The sequence below is a fragment of the Clostridium sp. genome (assembly GCF_030532265.1).
Lineage (GTDB): Bacteria > Bacillota > Clostridia > Clostridiales > Clostridiaceae > Clostridium.
This window is the reverse complement of sequence record NZ_JAUNLM010000007.1, coordinates 21291-37298: the sequence shown is the minus strand read 5'-3', so window position 1 is coordinate 37298 and position 16008 is coordinate 21291. Positions and strand designations below refer to the sequence as shown.

Below are 16008 nucleotides of genomic sequence, written 5' to 3'. Positions count from 1 at the left end.
TAAAAACCTCCAAATAATAATCCTATTACACAATATGATTATTACTTGAAGATTGTGATTAAATTACTATTTTCTTTTTATACCATTTAATAGTATATTAACTATAACTCCTACTATAGCTGCAAAGCTTAGTCCTGATATAGTTACGGCTTCTGTAACCTTAATTCCTATTATAAATCCAAAGTTTTGATCTAAATATGGATTTATATATGGTGCTACAAGCCCTACAAATAATATTGAAGTAATTACTATAATATTTTTCCAATTAAATTTAACTTTTTCGTTCTTAATTGTTTTAGCTCCAATTAACGCTATCATAGTAAACAACATTAAGCTTATTCCTCCCATTACTGGTTCAGGTATAGTTCTTATTACTGTTCCAAACTTAGCAATAAAACTAAGAGCTATAGCAAACAACGCTGTTATTCTTAATATTGAAGGATCATAATTTTTAGTTAATGCAAGTACCCCTGTATTTTCACCATATGTAGTATTAGCAGGTCCTCCTAGCATAGATGCTGTTAAAGTAGCTAGTCCATCTCCAAGTAGTGTTCTATTTAGACCTGGGTCTTCAATAAAATTTTTACCTACTACAGTTCCATTAGTTGTTATATCACCTATATGCTCCATAAAAACTGCAAGAACTACAGGTGCTATTATCATTATTGCTCCTATATTAAACTTAGGTAATGTAAAGTTTGGAATTGCAAACATTGATGCTTCGCTTATTAATGCTGTATCTACAAATCCAGTTAAAAGTGCTACTGTATAACCTACTCCAACACCTATAAGTATAGCTATTTGCTTTGTAAATCCTCTTCCAAAAAATTTTATTAATAATGTTATGCCAAGAGTTAGTAGTCCAAGAATAATATTTTTACTTACCATTCCTGCTGCAGTTGGTAAAAGATTAAGTCCTATAACCATTATCATAGGTCCTACAACTTGAGCTGGTAAAACTTTTTTTACTTTTTCTACTCCAATTTTTTTAATTAAGAAAGATGTAAGAACATATATAAGTCCTGCAACGAACATTCCGCCTTGTGCATATCTTAAATCACCATAATCTGTTTTTACTGCATTTATTACGGCAATAAAAGCAAATGATGATCCTAAAAATACTGGAACTTTTCCTTTTGTACATATATGAAATATTAAAGTTCCAACTCCCGCTGTAAATAATGCTACTGATGGGTCTAATCCTGTAAGCATTGGCACTAATATAGTTGCTCCAAACATAGCTATAAGATGTTGAAGTGCTAAAACGCATCTTAAGGCTTTAGCCTTTAAGTCTCTTTCTACTTTTAATTCACATGTTTCAAATAATTGCATAAAATATCACTCCTCATTATATTAAGGAGAAATTTAAAACTTCTCCTCTTTTCAGCCTCTCTGGACTGGATTAAAAAGGTTTTTATTTATAAAAAAAACTTCTTACTAACTAGTAAGAAGTGTATAAATACGACTTTAATATAAATATGGGCATAACTATACAAAGTTATAGTATAATTATTTGACTTCTTACTAGCCTCTCTGGACTAACTTAAAGATTATTTTATTTTCTTGAAGTATATCACATCTTTTTATCATATTCAATACTTTTTTATTAGTGAATATAATTATCTTTTTTAGAAAAAATAATATTAAGTATTTATTACTGTTTTTTTAATGAGGTGTTTTTATGAAAAAATTTTTTATTTTAATGTTTAGCTTTATTTTAATTATTACTCTATTTCCAATAAAACCTTGTAATGCTATTGTCAAATCTGAAGAAAAAGTAATTTATCTAACTTTTGATGATGGACCATCAAAAAAAGTTCTTCCTAAAATATTAGATATTTTAAAAGAAAAAAATGTAAAGGCTACTTTCTTTATGATTGGCAAAGAAATTGATGGTAAAGAAAATATTCTTGAAAGAGTTTATAAAGAAGGGCACTCTATAGGATTACATAGCTTTTCACATGAAAGAAATAAACTTTATTCTTCTAATAAAAGCTTTTTAAATGAAATGATTAAAACTCAAGAATTAATTAATAAAACTATTGGAATATGTCCTAAAATTTTAAGGTTTCCTTTTGGAACTAATAATATGACATATAAACTTACTCCTAGTATGGTATCTCTTTTACATGATAATAATTTTAAAATATATGATTGGAATGTTGATAGTGGGGATGGAGCAAATCCTAATGGTTCTCCTTCTTCATATATAAAAAATTCTAAAAGCTCTAAAAATAATATTATTTTATTGATGCATTGCGCTGATATAAATAAAAATACAATTGATGCTCTTCCTTCAATAATAGATTATTACAAGTCTAATGATTATACCTTTAAGACTATAAATGAAAATACTAAAGAAGAATTCCATTATATGAAATAAAGCAGCCTTTAAAAGCTGCTTTATTTCATATAATAAAACTTTTTAATAAATACTTTAATAAAAAATTTCAATGAATTCTATAATTAATAGAAATTCTAATTTAATTAAATTTTAAAATTGTCAAGTTAAATATATAAAACTAGATAACTTTTAATACTTATTTTATAATAAATCTTTCAATAGATAAAAATAATATTATATTATTTTTTACTCAAACTTAATTATTCATTTTCATCCTTTTTTAAAGCTTGATCTTTTCTTTTTTTGTCATTAACTAATGATGCTACAAGAGCAGTTGTTGCTGCTAGTAAAACTGTTAATTTACCTGTTTTTTTGATGTTCATATTTAAAACCATCCTTTCAAATTCAAGCATTTATTCATATATTATAACCTATATTATACCATTTATTCTACAAATAATTCAAAATAAAAAGTATCTTATTTTAAGATACTTTTTATTTAAGTTATTTGAATTGATTTAATTCCTTATCGTATAAATAATTCGCCTCTTTTAGCTTATTTATTAATACATCTTTATCAATATCCATATCATAACATAAATTATCTAAATTTGAATAATAATCTCTTAACTTAAGATTTATTATACTTAAAAGTATATTTGAATCCATTTCTTTTATTTCTTCTGTTGTCATAACTTCACTTCCTATATATTATTATAAATCAGAAAAACTTATAACTTTTATATTATTTTTTAATAAATATTCTTTCATTTCATCTGATGTAAGTATTTCTAATTCTTTTTCTCTTATCGTATTATATGATGATATATTTTTAAGCTCTTGTCCATTATTGGATGGATGAGCCATAAATTCTATTGTATTATATTTATCTTTTAAATAATCCAATCTTTCTTTTAAATAATCTAAAGATATATTATTTAAATAAAATGAATTATCAAAATAATCCGGACAAACTACTCCTTTTTTTTCTAAAATATATTTATCTTCATTAAATGGACATCTCATAGGAACTCCTAATTCATCAGCTATATTTACTACTAAATTTAATATATCTTTATTAAATGCGTAAAAGTGATGGTGACTATCTATATGATTTATTTTCATTCCAGTCCTTTTAAACTTTTCTATTTGTGCTCTAATCTCTTTTTCAGCCTCTATAATACTTACATCTTTAGGTATAAGATTAGGCTTTCTATAGAAATTGCCATTTTCATCACATATACTTTTTACTTCTGAAAATTCACTTACAGGTCTTCCACATGTAAAATTTAAGTGAATTCCCATTTCATTTATTCCAGAATCAAAAGCAAGTTTTATAGCTTCTTCAAAAAATGGCATATTTGCCATAGCACTTGTATCACCCATTATACCTTCTTTTAAACATTTTATTATTCCTTCTGATACACCTTTTGATAATCCAAAATCATCACCATTAATTAATAAGTTCATCTTCCCACATCCCCTTTTGTTATTAATATATATTAATTTTATTTTTTACACTACTTACCAATAAAGTTGATATTATAAGAACTGAAAATTCAACTACTGGTATAGTCATCCAAACTCCATATAATCCAAGTAATTTTGAAAATATATTAAGTATTATAAATATCAATACTAATCCTCTCATTAAAGATAAAAAAATTGAAAACTTTGATCTTTCAATTGCTTGTAAAAACCCAATATTTACAATGTTTACACCTGCTGGTATAAATGCAACAAAATAAATCATAATACCTATTTTTGCAACTTCCATTAATTCATCTTTACTACTTGAAAATATACTTACTAAAATTTGTGGTTCTAATATTCCTATAAAGAAAAATATTGTACCTAAAATAAAAGAAATCTTAGTTCCAATTTTATATATAGAAATGACTCTATCAAATTTATTGGCCCCATAATTTGTTCCTAAAAGTGGTTGTATTCCTTGAGATATTCCACTAAATATTGCAATAAATATTAATGCAACATTTGCTATTATACTATAAGCTGATACAGCTATATCTCCACCTATCCTTAATAATGTCATGTTAAACATAAGTATTACTATGCCACCTGATATTTCTAAAATAAAACTTGCAAATCCATTTGTAATTATTCTTTTTATATATTTATAAGAAAATCGTTTTATATTAAGTTTTATTCTACATGATTTTTTGAAAAAATGAGTAAGTAAAACCATTACTCCAAAACATTGACCTATAGTTGTTGCTAGTGCCGCCCCTTTCATCCCCATATTTAATGGAAATATAAATATATAATCTAAAATTATATTTATAATATTTGTTACTATTATTGCCCACATAGAAACTTTAGGGTCATGATCATTTCTTACAAATACATTTAAACAATTAGATAATATGTACATAAAGCTTGCAAATAAAATAATTTTCAAATAATCCATTACTAATGGTAAAAGCTCATTAGATGCTCCTAAAAGTATGGCTATTTTTTTTAAATTCAAACTTCCTACAATAGAAAATATTATTCCTATACCAAAAGCTATAACTATTGATGTTGTAAATATTTCATTTAACACATTATACTTTTTTCTTCCAATATTTATAGAAAGTAACGTAGCTCCACCAACTCCAAATATTAAACCTGTTGCAGTAAATGTACTATACACTGGTAATGAAATATTAAGAGCTGCTAAACCATTATTTCCAATTCCTCTACCAATAAACATAGTGTCCAAAAATATACATAAAGATAATCCAATCATCCCTATTATACTTGGTAACATAAACTTTAAAACTAAACTAATTATATTATCATTTATTGGATCTAATTTTTTCATAAATAGATACCTCGTTATTAAGTAAATTTACTAAATATCTTTAAGCCATTTAATAAGCTTATATAAACATCTATATATATAAAATACTTTTGAAATATATAAATGTCAAGATTAACTATTCATTCAAAATACTATAAAAAAATAATTAATTTTTATCACAGTATTCAAATAAATTTTTATAATATAAAATTGAAACACTTTAAATATTTAACTAAGATTAAATATTTAAAGTGTTTCATTTATTTGCTTAATATATCCTTAAGTGCATCATATGAAAAATTTATTATTTCTCCACACCCTACTTTACTTTTCTTTAAGTCTAAACATATTTCTGAATTATACTTTTCTCTAATTCTATTCATAAGTTCTTTTGAATACATTCTTGCTTCATTTTTATCTAATCTATTTTCCCTTCCCTTTAAGTATCCAATTATTAATACTGCAGCATTAACCGCTCCACAAAGACTTCCAACAGCTACTCCTGTACCCATTCCACTTCCTAATGCTACTGGAATATCAGTATTATATTCCTCGTTATATGACTTTATTATAGATTCTGCACAATTATAACCTTGACTATGATATTCTGATGGTTTTATCATTATAAATTCTCCTTAACTACTTTTTATTTTCTATACTATTAATAATATATCAAATTTTTATTTTTTTCTATTTAATTATAATATTTAAATACTATTTAATCAAAATAAAGTATAATTTATTTGAATATTAAATAAATATAAACTATATTATATAAAAATTTCTACTTTTTAATAATTTATATAAATACCAATTAAATAAACTACTGTAAATAAATTATATATAAAATTTAAATCATTAAATATAATTAAATTCTATAGAGATAAATTTAATAAAATAAAAAAAGATGATTTTTAAAATCACCTTTTAATAATTTATAACTACTCTTCATCATAAAAATCTAAGTAAGAATGTTTTACTCCATCCTTTTCCCATCCTAAAATAGAATCCATAGAAACATTCTCTGCAGCTTTAAATATTGATTTATCAACACCATCAAAATTTTCTTTTAAGTTCTTTATTAATTCTTTTATTTCAAATCTCTTATTTCCAACTTTTTTAGCTGCAACCATACATGCACAATTAAGTGGCCATATACCACTATAGTTTATAAATCTTTTTATGTAATCTTCTTCTATAAGATACATTGGTCTTATAAGTTCTAAACCTTCAAAATTTTGTGATTTAAGTTTAGGAAGCATAGTTTTAAAATTGCCTGCATATAAAATATTTAAAAGTGTTGTTTCTATAACATCATTATAATGATGTCCAAGAGCTAACTTATTACATCCAAGCTCCTGTGCTTTTGCATATAATGATCCTCTTCTCATTCTTGCACAAAGATAACATGGATAATCACTAGCCTTTTCATCTATAACATTAAATATTCCTGATTCATAAATATGTGCAGGTATATTTAAGTAATTTAAATTATCTATTAATAATTCTTTTATTTGCTTATGATATCCTGGATCCATAGCAATAAATTCTAAATCAAAATTTATTTGACCATGCCTTTTAAGTTCTTGGAAAAGCTTTGCCATTAAAAGTGAATCTTTTCCACCAGAAATTGCAACAGCAATTTTATCTCCTTCTTCAACTAAATTATATTGCTTAATAGCCTTAATAAATTTAGACCAAATATTTTTTCTGTATCTTTTTACAATACTTCTTTCTATTTCTTTTAAAGGCTTTTTTTCTTCTTCTGGAATTAATCTTGGACATCCTTGTCCTGCTATATCGCTCATTTTATCACCTCATTCATCATGATATTATATCATCTTTTAAAAAAAAATAAAATTAAAAGCCAGAAAATAATCTGACTTTTAATTTTAATATTCATATATATTACTATTTTGACATATTGTAACTTTCAATGTATTTCCATCAACCATCTTTTTATATGAACATAAAAACTCATTTAATTCAGTATCATTTAAATCAATAGTTCTTTCACTTATTAATGTTACATATTCTTTATCTAAGTTTATTTTTACATCATTTATTTGATTTCTTATACAATATGTATCAATTGTTTTTGATTCTATTTTTTTATTATACTTTTCTTTAAAAGACATCTTTTTTCTCATTTTCTCATAATCCGGTTGAATATCTTCTAAACTCAAATCTAACCCCATACTCTTAAGATTCTCCTCCATACTAGAAGGATCAAAACCATATCTTTCCATAACCTTTTTTTGTATTTCAAAAAGTTTCTTTTGAGATATATTATTTTTTGCCATGTAGTCTGCAATATTAGTTGAAAAATCACTTAAATTCATTTCACCAGTTTGTGTTTTATAATATAAATCATAAATATAATTTTCAAATTTATCTATATCTTTCTCATTAACTCTATTTTTTAATTCATTAAAATCAATTATTCTATCATCACTCATAAATTTCAGCTCCTTAAAAAAATTTATGTCCCCTTAAATCATATTATATATCAAAATAGGATACCAAAAAAGTGGTATCCTAAATATTTTATCTTCCATTACTTAAAGATATTTTTGTTTTAATATTTTTATTATTTTCAATTATTTCTTTGTCTGCTGCTTTTAATAACTTGAATTGTCCATAAAGGTTTATTAAATACATTGGTATTACTAAAATTGATAAAAAAGGAATCATACTAACTATTAATGATGCTACTCCGATAGCAATAGGAATTATACTAACATTATATTTTTTACATATTACAAAATACATGTAAACTGAATATACAGTATATATAGCCATTGCAATATCACCAATTAAGCCTGTACTAAACATTGCAACTACCAAAGTAAATACAAAACCAATATTACCTTTTCCTAAGCTAATTAATATGTATGCATTACCAACTGGTATCCATGCAAGCCAAGGCTTATTTAATTTTTCCTTCTTAGCTATTTTATAAAGAGCTAGCGAAACAATAATATAGTTTATAAGTGAAAAGATAGTCATCACAATAAATATTGTACTTAATGATTTTATTAATTCTTCTTGCATTCTACTCCCCCTAATAAACAATTTAGTTTTATATATATTTTATCATAAAATAAAATATTTTAAACTATTTTGTAAATTTTTTAGATATTTAATGAATTTTATTTTTACTTTTTATGAATAATGATTATATATATACATAAACTAATGATTATTGTAAGGAGGTTTTTATTAAAATATGAATAAAAAAAATAAGAAAATAAAAAAAGTAAATATTAATTCACCTGAACCTAATGATGGAACATTTATAAACAGAAGTCCTAAAGATAGTTTTTCAGCTAAGGGAACTGTTAGATATGGTGAAGAAACCGATGTAGATGATATTTAAAAAATAAAGAGGTAATTAAAAATTACCTCTTTATTTTTACTCTATAATCATATTATCAAATATATCTAAAACTATATTTCTAAATAATTTATTTTGTGATAATACTTTATCTATTATTTCTACTTTTATATTCATAGATTTAAGCTTACTTAATATACTATCATCTTTGTCAGATATAATATCTATATTAAAGTGATATCCCTTTGTTATAAGAATAGGAACTATAGCTATCTCTTTTATATTATCTTTCTTTATATCTTCTAACAAATATTTATAAGCCTCTTTATTATTAATTAAAGCTATGTAGCTTTTATCTAGCTTTTTATTAATTTCTATAGCTTTATTTATATATTTTTCTTCAAAGTTATCTTTACTTCCTAATATTCCATGACAAATAAATAATATATTTTTATATTTATTTATGTAAAAATCTATTAAGTCTTCTCTCTCTTCCATTAAAGGTTTTGTAACTTTAATTTTCTCAAAGTACTTTTTATATTCTTCTGTAGCTTCTAATACCTTTAAGTACTCTTTTCCTCTAGATAAATACAGAGCTTCTACATAAACTATTTTATAATTATTATTTTTAAGTTCTTCTAAAGTTTGTTTATAACCCTTTATATCTAAAGATAACTTACTAAGCATTTTTTCACTGGTTAAAGAAAAGAAATAATCATATTCTTTTCCATACTTATCTTTTACATCTTTTAAAAATGGCAATAAGTACTTATTAAACCCTTCATCTTTTGCTGTTCCAAAAGCTACAATAACAACAGCTTTTTTAATATTCAACTTACTTCACTTCACTTTTTGCAAATTCTTCAAAACTAGCTAAAAATTTATCTATATGTTCTTCTTCATGTTTTACTGATAAAAATAATGCTTCAAATTGTGAAGGTGGTATATTAAATCCATCATTTATCATATGAAGGAAGTATCTTTTAAATCTATCTCCATCACACTTCTTAACATCTTCATAGTATTCAACTTTTTCTGCATCAGTAAAGAATACTGTCATCATTCCACCAACTCTATTTACAACAGTTCCAATTCCATACTTATTTGAAATTTCTTTTATACCATTTTCAAACTTTTGTCCTAATTTTTCTATATGATCATACCAATTTAAATTATTTTTAAGTTTAGTTAAAGTCGCAAGACCTGCTGCCATAACAATAGGATTACCTGACATAGTTCCTGCTTGATATACTCCCCCAAGAGGTGAAAGATTTTCCATTATTTCTTTCTTTCCACCATAAGCTCCTGATGGAAGACCACCGCCCATTATTTTAGCATAAGTTACTAAATCTGGCTTATCCTCAAAAAGACTTTGTGCTCCTTTAAATGCAGCTCTGAATCCGCTCATTACTTCATCAAATATTAAAAGTGCTCCATATTCATCACACAGTCTTCTCAATGTTTTTATAAAACTATCTTTAGCTTTTATAACTCCCATATTACCTGCAACTGGCTCTATAATTACACAAGCAATATCATCACCATATTTTGAAAATAATTCTTCCATACTATTTTCATCATTATATATGCCTATTAATGTATTTTTTATACTACCTTCTGGTATACCTAATGAGCCTGCTATTCCTTCTGTAAGAACCCCTGAACCTGCTTCAACTAAGAAACCATCAAAGTGACCATGATAACATCCAGCAAATTTCACTATTTTATTTTTCTTAGTGTATCCTCTTGCAAGTTTTATAGCACTCATAGTAGCTTCTGTTCCTGAATTAACCATTCTAATCATATCTACTGTATCTAGATTTTCACACATAAATTTGCTCATTTCAAGTTCAAGCTTAGTTGGCGCTCCAAAAGCTAATGCTCTTTTTGACTCATCATTTATTGCATTAACAACATCTTTATCACAATGTCCAAGTATCAATGGTCCCCATGCTAAAACAAAATCTATATACTCATTATCATCTTCATCTTTAATAATAACTCCTTCTCCACTTTTTATTACTGGAGGAGTTATTCCCATATCCTTAAAAGATCTAACTGGACTATTTACACCACCTGGCATATAAATTTTTGATTCTTCAAATATTTTTTTATTCATCATAATTAATATCTCCTTACTTTCTTAAAAGCTTAGAAGCTTCTAATGCATGATAAGTAATTATTATATCTGCTCCTGCTCTTTTCATTGATGTTAAAGTTTCAAGTATTATTCTATTTTCATCTATTAGTCCCATTTTTCCAGCAGCTTTTATCATAGCATACTCTCCACTTACATTATAAACACATACAGGAAGATTAACTGTGTCTCTAACTTCCCTTACTATATCTAAATAAGAAAGAGCTGGTTTTACCATTACAATATCTGCTCCTTCTTCTATATCATATAAAACTTCCTTTATAGCTTCTCTTCTATTTGCTGGATCCATTTGATATGTTTTTCTATCACCAAATGAAGGTGCTGAATTTGCAGCTGCTCTAAATGGTCCATAATAAGCTGAACAATATTTTGCTGAATAGCTCATTATTGAAACATTTTTAAATCCTTCTTTATCAAGAGCTTCTCTGATTCTATAAACTCTTCCATCCATCATATCAGATGGAGCTATAACTTCTGCTCCAGCTTTAGCATGTGATACAGCTATTTTACATAAATAATCTAATGTTTCGTCATTATCTACATCATGATTATGTATTATTCCACAATGACCATGATCTGTATATTCACACATACAAACATCTGTAACTATTAAAATATCTTTTGTTATTTCTTTTATCTTTCTTATAGCTTTTTGAACAATTCCATCTTCTGCAAATGATTCACTACCACAAGAATCTTTATGATCTGGTATACCAAATAAAATTACTCCTTTTATTCCAAGCGTTACAGCTTCATTTATAACTCCATCTAACATATCTATTGAATAATGATATACATCAGGTAAAGATTCTATTTCTTTTTTTATTCCATTTCCTTCAACAACAAATAATGGTAATATAAAATCTTCAGGAGCTAATGAAGTTTCTCTTACTAAACTCCTCATATTTTCATTTACTCTTAATCTTCTTCCTCTTTTTATCATTTTAATGCACTTCCTTTAATATATCCTTTATCTCTTTTAAAAATCCTTCTTGTGAATGTTCCTTACAAACAAATGAATTTACTCCACTTTCATTTAATGCTTTATTTGTTATAGGTCCTATTGCTATACAAATTTTTTCTTTTATTTTATCAAGACCAACCATTTCTTTCATATTTTCAAAAGTTGATGGTGATGTAAATAATATTGCATCAACTTCATCAAAAGCTTTAGTATTTTTGACTTCACCTTTTGTTACATCATAAACATTTATTTTTGTAACTATAGCTCCTAATTTTTTAAGTTCTTCAGCTAAGAAAGGTCTGCTTTTTGATGATGAAGGTATAAGGATTCTGTCCCCTTCCTTTATAAAAGGTTTTATAGTATCAAAAAGTTTTTCTCCAACAAATTCTCTTGAAGTTTTAAAAGGAATTATTCCTCTCATTTCTAAAGCTTTAGTTGTTGCTTTTCCAATAGATGATACTTTCGCTTTTATATTTCTAACATCAATCTTTTCTTTAACTAAATAATCAAAAAATTTATTAACTCCGTTTACAGAAGTAAATAATATATGGTCAAATATACTTAAATCATCTTTAATACTATCTAGTTTATCTGATGTATCTTTTATAACTATAGAATTTATTTCTGTAACTTCAGCACCTAATTTTTTAAGTTCAATCTTTAAATCCTTAGATTGTTCCTTTGAACGTGTTATACATATATTTTTCCCAAATAAAGGTTTATTTTCATACCATGATAATTCATTTTCTAAAGATACAACATCTCCAATTACTATTATACATGGAGATTGTAAATTTGCTTCTCTAGCTTTATCACCTATATTCTCTAAATTTCCAATAACTTTTTTCTGTTTTGAAGAAGTTCCTCTCATAACTACAGCAGCTTTAGTATTTCTATCTTTTCCATATTTTATAAGTTCACTTGTAATTCTATCAATATTTGAAAGTCCCATCATAAATACTAAAGTTCCATTTTCTTTAGCTAATGCTTCATAATTTACATTTAAATCTTTAGCTGACATTCCAGTTACAATATGAAAACTTTGTGCTATTCCCCTATGTGTTATTGGAATTCCAGCATAATTTAATACAGCTATAGGTGATGTAACTCCTGGTATAACTTCAAATTCTATACCAGCTTCTCTACATGCTATAACTTCTTCTCCTCCTCTTCCAAATACATATGGATCTCCACCTTTTATTCTTCCTACAATATGACCTTCTTTTGCAAGTTTTACAATCATATCATTTATTTCTTCTTGTGTTTTATAATGAGCTCCTGGCTCTTTTCCACAATAATAAATTTCACAATCTTCATTTAAATAATTTAAAATATTATTTGAAACTAATCTATCATAAAGTACTGCTGTACATTCATTTATTACTCTCTTCGCTTTTAAAGTTAAAAGTTCCTCATCTCCTGGTCCTGTACCTATAATATAAGCTTTACTCATAAGTTTCCTCCTAAATCCTACTCACTTAATATTTTCTTTGCTAAAGTTTTTCCTAATTCTTCACCATTATTTTTATGTCCTAATATGTCTTTTTTAACTACTTTCCCATTAACTAAAAAAGTTCCTATCATATATAAATTATCATCTTGAATTTCAGAGTAAACTCCAATCATGCTATGGCAATCTCCACCTAAAGCTCTCATAAAGCTTCTTTCTGCTAATACTTGTAATCTAACTTCTTTATTATCAAGTTTCTTTAAAACTTCTTTATTTTCTAAACTTTCAAGACACTCTATTCCAAGGGCACCTTGTCCAACTGCTGGTAAAAATTCTTTAGGATTAAAATAATCTGTTATTATATCTTCCATGTTTAATCTTTTAAGTCCCGCTGCAGCAAGTATTATTCCATCCATATTTTCGTCTTTCATTTTTTTAAGTCTTGTTTGCACATTACCTCTTATCGGAACAATATTTAAATCTGGTCTAAGTTCTTTAAGCATAACCTCTCTTCTTAAACTACTTGTTCCAATTACTGCACCTTTTTTTAATTCATTAAAATGAATGCCATTTGCTGATACAAACACATCTCTTATGTCTTCTCTTTCAGGTATACATATAAGTTCAAAACCTTCAGGAAGTTCATGTGGTACATCTTTCATACTATGTACAGCTATATGAGCTTCTTTTTCTATCATTTTCTGCTCTATTTCCTTAACAAATAAACCTTTTCCACCTATTTTATTTAAAGTTATATCTAATCTTCTATCTCCTTCAGTTATAACTAGAAGCTTTTCACCCTCTACATTAACTGTCTTTAACAAATCTATAAATCTATCTGCTTGAACTTGTGCCAGCATAGATTTTCTTGTTGCTACTACAAATTTCATTTTTTCACCCTACCTAATATAAAATAATTTATCTACTAAATCATTATCATAAAAAAGATTTAATAAAATCTTCTCCTTACCTTTATCTACAGCTAATTTAAAATCATCACTTATTATAAAATCTAATATTTCATTTTTATTACAATCAATATTTTTTAAATTATTTCTAATTATAGAAGTTACTTTTATAAATTCATCTAAATTTTTAGCTTCATTTAATATTTTATTTGATACAAATCTTGCCCCCTTAGGATTTCCTCTTAAAGTATTAATACCTATAATAATTTCATTAGAATTTATATTCATAGGTATCATACCCATACTTTTTGTTGTATCATTACAATTTATATATATTTTATCTTCAGATTTACAATCTTCTATTATATTATACATAACATATTCATTATCTATTGCAATAATAATTATATGTTTCCCTTTTAAATATGTTTTATTATATTCATCTTTTATTATTTTTAAATTTTCATCTTTTACTTTATAAAAATCTTCACTTATATCTTTTCCAACAACAACAACTTTACTTCCACTTTTTAAAAAAGTATTTGCTTTAATAAAAGCTGCTCTTCCAGCACCAATTACTAATACATTTAAACTTTCTGGTAAAAGTGAAAGCATTAATCTATTTAAACTTCCTCTATGAATATTTTCTCTAAAATCCTCATGCATTCATTACCACGACCTTTTATAGTTTCTTCCTTCAAAACTTCTATAGCCTTATTTACATAAGCATCAGATGTACTTTTCATAAGCATTTTTACTAGCTTATCTTCTTTACTTTCTTTATTTTTAAATGTTTCATACCTTTTCTTGTAAATTAAATCTCCGTGCTTTTTAAAATTTATTATATATGGCGTTACTTCTCTAAGTCTTCTCCAATTATTATAAACTTCTATGTACTCATCTATTAAATAATAAAATTCTTTCATTCTTTGAACTCTAAGTTCTTTATTTATGTCATCTACTTTACTAATTTCATCTATGTTATAAACAGTAACCCTATTTATATTTTTAACTTCTTCACTAACATCTCTTGGAAGTGCTAAATCAAATATTATAATATCATTACCTTCAATATTTATTTCTTTTTCTGTAATTACTGTATGAGGTGCTGAAGTACAAGATATTATACAATCAACACTATTTATGTACTTTTCTCTATCATTAAAACTTATTACTTTAATATTTTCTTCTTCATAGCTTAAAGAACTTACATTTCTTACTGCTATAATTATCTCTTTAACATTGTGAGATAACAAATGCTTCACAACAAGCTGCCCTACATCCCCATGTCCTAAAACCATAAATTTTTCACAATTACTCTCAATAGCCTTATTAACAGCAATTGATGCTGATGACACTGGTATTTCATAAAGCTTAGCCTCATTTCTAAATTTCTTACCACATGTTATTCCCTCTTGAAATAATCTTTGAAGTTCTAAATTTATTGATTTTGCTTCTAACGCATACATATACGCATCTTTCACTTGACCTAAAATCTGATCTTCTCCTAATATTTTAGAATGGAAACCACATATTACTTTAAATAAATGTATTGCTGCTTCATCACCTTCTATATAAAAAATATATTCTCTTAATTCCTCTTCCCAATTTAATGCTTTAAATATTTTTTCTAAAGCCTCTTTTTTAGATAAAGAATGATTAAAATATATTTCTGTCCTATTACAAGTACTTAATATAACTACTTCTTCAAGGCTTTCCTTTAGTTCCTTTGTTGCTTTTTCTCTAAGGGTTTGCTTTATAGAAAATTTTTCCCTTATGTGCAATGGAATATGTTTTCGTATTCCTAAAACTGCTATCATCGTCTCACTCCATTAATTAATTTATATAAATTTATAAAATATTATTTATAACTATCTTTAACATTATACAACGATTTATATTTATCTTCTATTTTATTTTTTTATTATATTTTATTAAATAAAAATATCACTAGAAATTTGACTTTCAATATAAATTGTAAATCAGATTCTAGTGATATTCAAATAACTTTTTATTATATTTTATATAAACTCGTAGTTATATG

At 25.5% G+C, this 16008-nt stretch carries 18 protein-coding genes; 2 read left to right on the top strand and 16 right to left on the bottom strand.

Annotated elements, in window-relative coordinates:
- Window positions 1-66: 66 nt before the first annotated feature.
- Window positions 67-1332, bottom strand: coding sequence for a uracil-xanthine permease family protein (locus Q4E08_RS03185; RefSeq protein ID WP_303128308.1), 1266 nt, complete (start codon window positions 1330-1332; stop codon window positions 67-69).
- Between the two features lie 349 nt (window positions 1333-1681).
- On the opposite strand from Q4E08_RS03185, the gene Q4E08_RS03180 reads away from it, so the two are divergent.
- A complete protein-coding gene (locus tag Q4E08_RS03180; RefSeq protein ID WP_303128306.1) occupies window positions 1682-2383 on the top strand; it encodes a polysaccharide deacetylase family protein in 702 nt (233 codons plus the stop codon).
- Between the two features lie 221 nt (window positions 2384-2604).
- On the opposite strand, the gene Q4E08_RS03175 is transcribed toward Q4E08_RS03180, so the two are convergent.
- The 8 genes from Q4E08_RS03175 to Q4E08_RS03140 all read right to left on the bottom strand — a co-directional run bounded on the left by Q4E08_RS03175 (window position 2605) and on the right by Q4E08_RS03140 (window position 8201).
- Window positions 2605-2727, bottom strand: a complete 123-nt coding sequence (locus tag Q4E08_RS03175; protein WP_303128305.1) for a hypothetical protein — start codon at window positions 2725-2727, stop codon at window positions 2605-2607.
- Window positions 2728-2848: 121 nt separating this feature from the next.
- Entirely contained in the window at window positions 2849-3037 is a 189-nt protein-coding gene (locus tag Q4E08_RS03170; protein ID WP_303128304.1) for a DUF4250 domain-containing protein, read from the bottom strand.
- Window positions 3038-3058: 21 nt separating this feature from the next.
- On the bottom strand, window positions 3059-3814 hold the full coding sequence (locus tag Q4E08_RS03165) for a carbohydrate deacetylase (RefSeq protein ID WP_303128298.1): 756 nt from the start codon (window positions 3812-3814) through the stop codon (window positions 3059-3061).
- Between the two features lie 22 nt (window positions 3815-3836).
- Entirely contained in the window at window positions 3837-5168 is a 1332-nt protein-coding gene (locus tag Q4E08_RS03160; protein WP_303128296.1) for an MATE family efflux transporter, read from the bottom strand.
- A 239-nt stretch (window positions 5169-5407) separates the two neighbouring features.
- Window positions 5408-5770, bottom strand: a complete 363-nt coding sequence (locus tag Q4E08_RS03155) for a C-GCAxxG-C-C family (seleno)protein (RefSeq protein WP_303128290.1) — start codon at window positions 5768-5770, stop codon at window positions 5408-5410.
- Between the two features lie 318 nt (window positions 5771-6088).
- The gene (locus Q4E08_RS03150) at window positions 6089-6955 is read right to left on the bottom strand and encodes an ATP-binding protein (RefSeq protein WP_303128287.1); all 867 of its coding nucleotides are present in this window, start codon (window positions 6953-6955) and stop codon (window positions 6089-6091) included.
- A gap of 84 nt (window positions 6956-7039) precedes the next feature.
- Window positions 7040-7606, bottom strand: coding sequence for a DUF3867 domain-containing protein (locus tag Q4E08_RS03145; protein WP_303128284.1), 567 nt, complete (start codon window positions 7604-7606; stop codon window positions 7040-7042).
- Window positions 7607-7694: 88 nt separating this feature from the next.
- Window positions 7695-8201, bottom strand: a complete 507-nt coding sequence (locus Q4E08_RS03140) for a hypothetical protein (RefSeq protein ID WP_303128282.1) — start codon at window positions 8199-8201, stop codon at window positions 7695-7697.
- A gap of 175 nt (window positions 8202-8376) precedes the next feature.
- On the opposite strand from Q4E08_RS03140, the gene Q4E08_RS03135 reads away from it, so the two are divergent.
- Entirely contained in the window at window positions 8377-8526 is a 150-nt protein-coding gene (locus Q4E08_RS03135) for a hypothetical protein (RefSeq protein WP_303128280.1), read from the top strand.
- A 36-nt stretch (window positions 8527-8562) separates the two neighbouring features.
- Here the strand turns inward: Q4E08_RS03135 and Q4E08_RS03130 are convergent, their stop codons facing one another.
- Genes Q4E08_RS03130 through hemA form a run of 7 tightly spaced genes read right to left on the bottom strand, consistent with a single transcriptional unit; the run spans window position 8563 to window position 15784 of the window.
- Window positions 8563-9318 carry a sirohydrochlorin cobaltochelatase gene (locus Q4E08_RS03130; protein ID WP_303128273.1) on the bottom strand — a complete coding sequence of 252 codons (756 nt, stop codon included), beginning with the start codon at window positions 9316-9318 and terminating at the stop codon, window positions 8563-8565.
- 1 nt (window position 9319) lies between these two features.
- The gene (gene hemL, locus Q4E08_RS03125; protein ID WP_303128271.1) at window positions 9320-10606 is read right to left on the bottom strand and encodes a glutamate-1-semialdehyde 2,1-aminomutase; all 1287 of its coding nucleotides are present in this window, start codon (window positions 10604-10606) and stop codon (window positions 9320-9322) included.
- 13 nt (window positions 10607-10619) lie between these two features.
- Complete coding sequence (gene hemB / locus Q4E08_RS03120) at window positions 10620-11585, bottom strand: porphobilinogen synthase (protein ID WP_303128269.1); 966 nt, start codon at window positions 11583-11585, stop codon at window positions 10620-10622.
- 1 nt (window position 11586) lies between these two features.
- Entirely contained in the window at window positions 11587-13059 is a 1473-nt protein-coding gene (gene cobA / locus Q4E08_RS03115; RefSeq protein WP_303128267.1) for a uroporphyrinogen-III C-methyltransferase, read from the bottom strand.
- Window positions 13060-13076: 17 nt separating this feature from the next.
- Window positions 13077-13946 (bottom strand): hydroxymethylbilane synthase, encoded by an 870-nt coding sequence (hemC, locus tag Q4E08_RS03110; RefSeq protein WP_303128265.1) that lies wholly within the window; start codon window positions 13944-13946, stop codon window positions 13077-13079.
- Window positions 13947-13955: 9 nt separating this feature from the next.
- Window positions 13956-14630, bottom strand: a complete 675-nt coding sequence (locus tag Q4E08_RS03105; RefSeq protein ID WP_303128263.1) for an NAD(P)-dependent oxidoreductase — start codon at window positions 14628-14630, stop codon at window positions 13956-13958.
- The gene (hemA, locus tag Q4E08_RS03100; protein ID WP_303128252.1) at window positions 14588-15784 is read right to left on the bottom strand and encodes a glutamyl-tRNA reductase; all 1197 of its coding nucleotides are present in this window, start codon (window positions 15782-15784) and stop codon (window positions 14588-14590) included. The genes Q4E08_RS03105 and hemA overlap by 43 nt, the downstream gene beginning before the upstream one ends.
- Window positions 15785-16008: the final 224 nt, after the last annotated feature.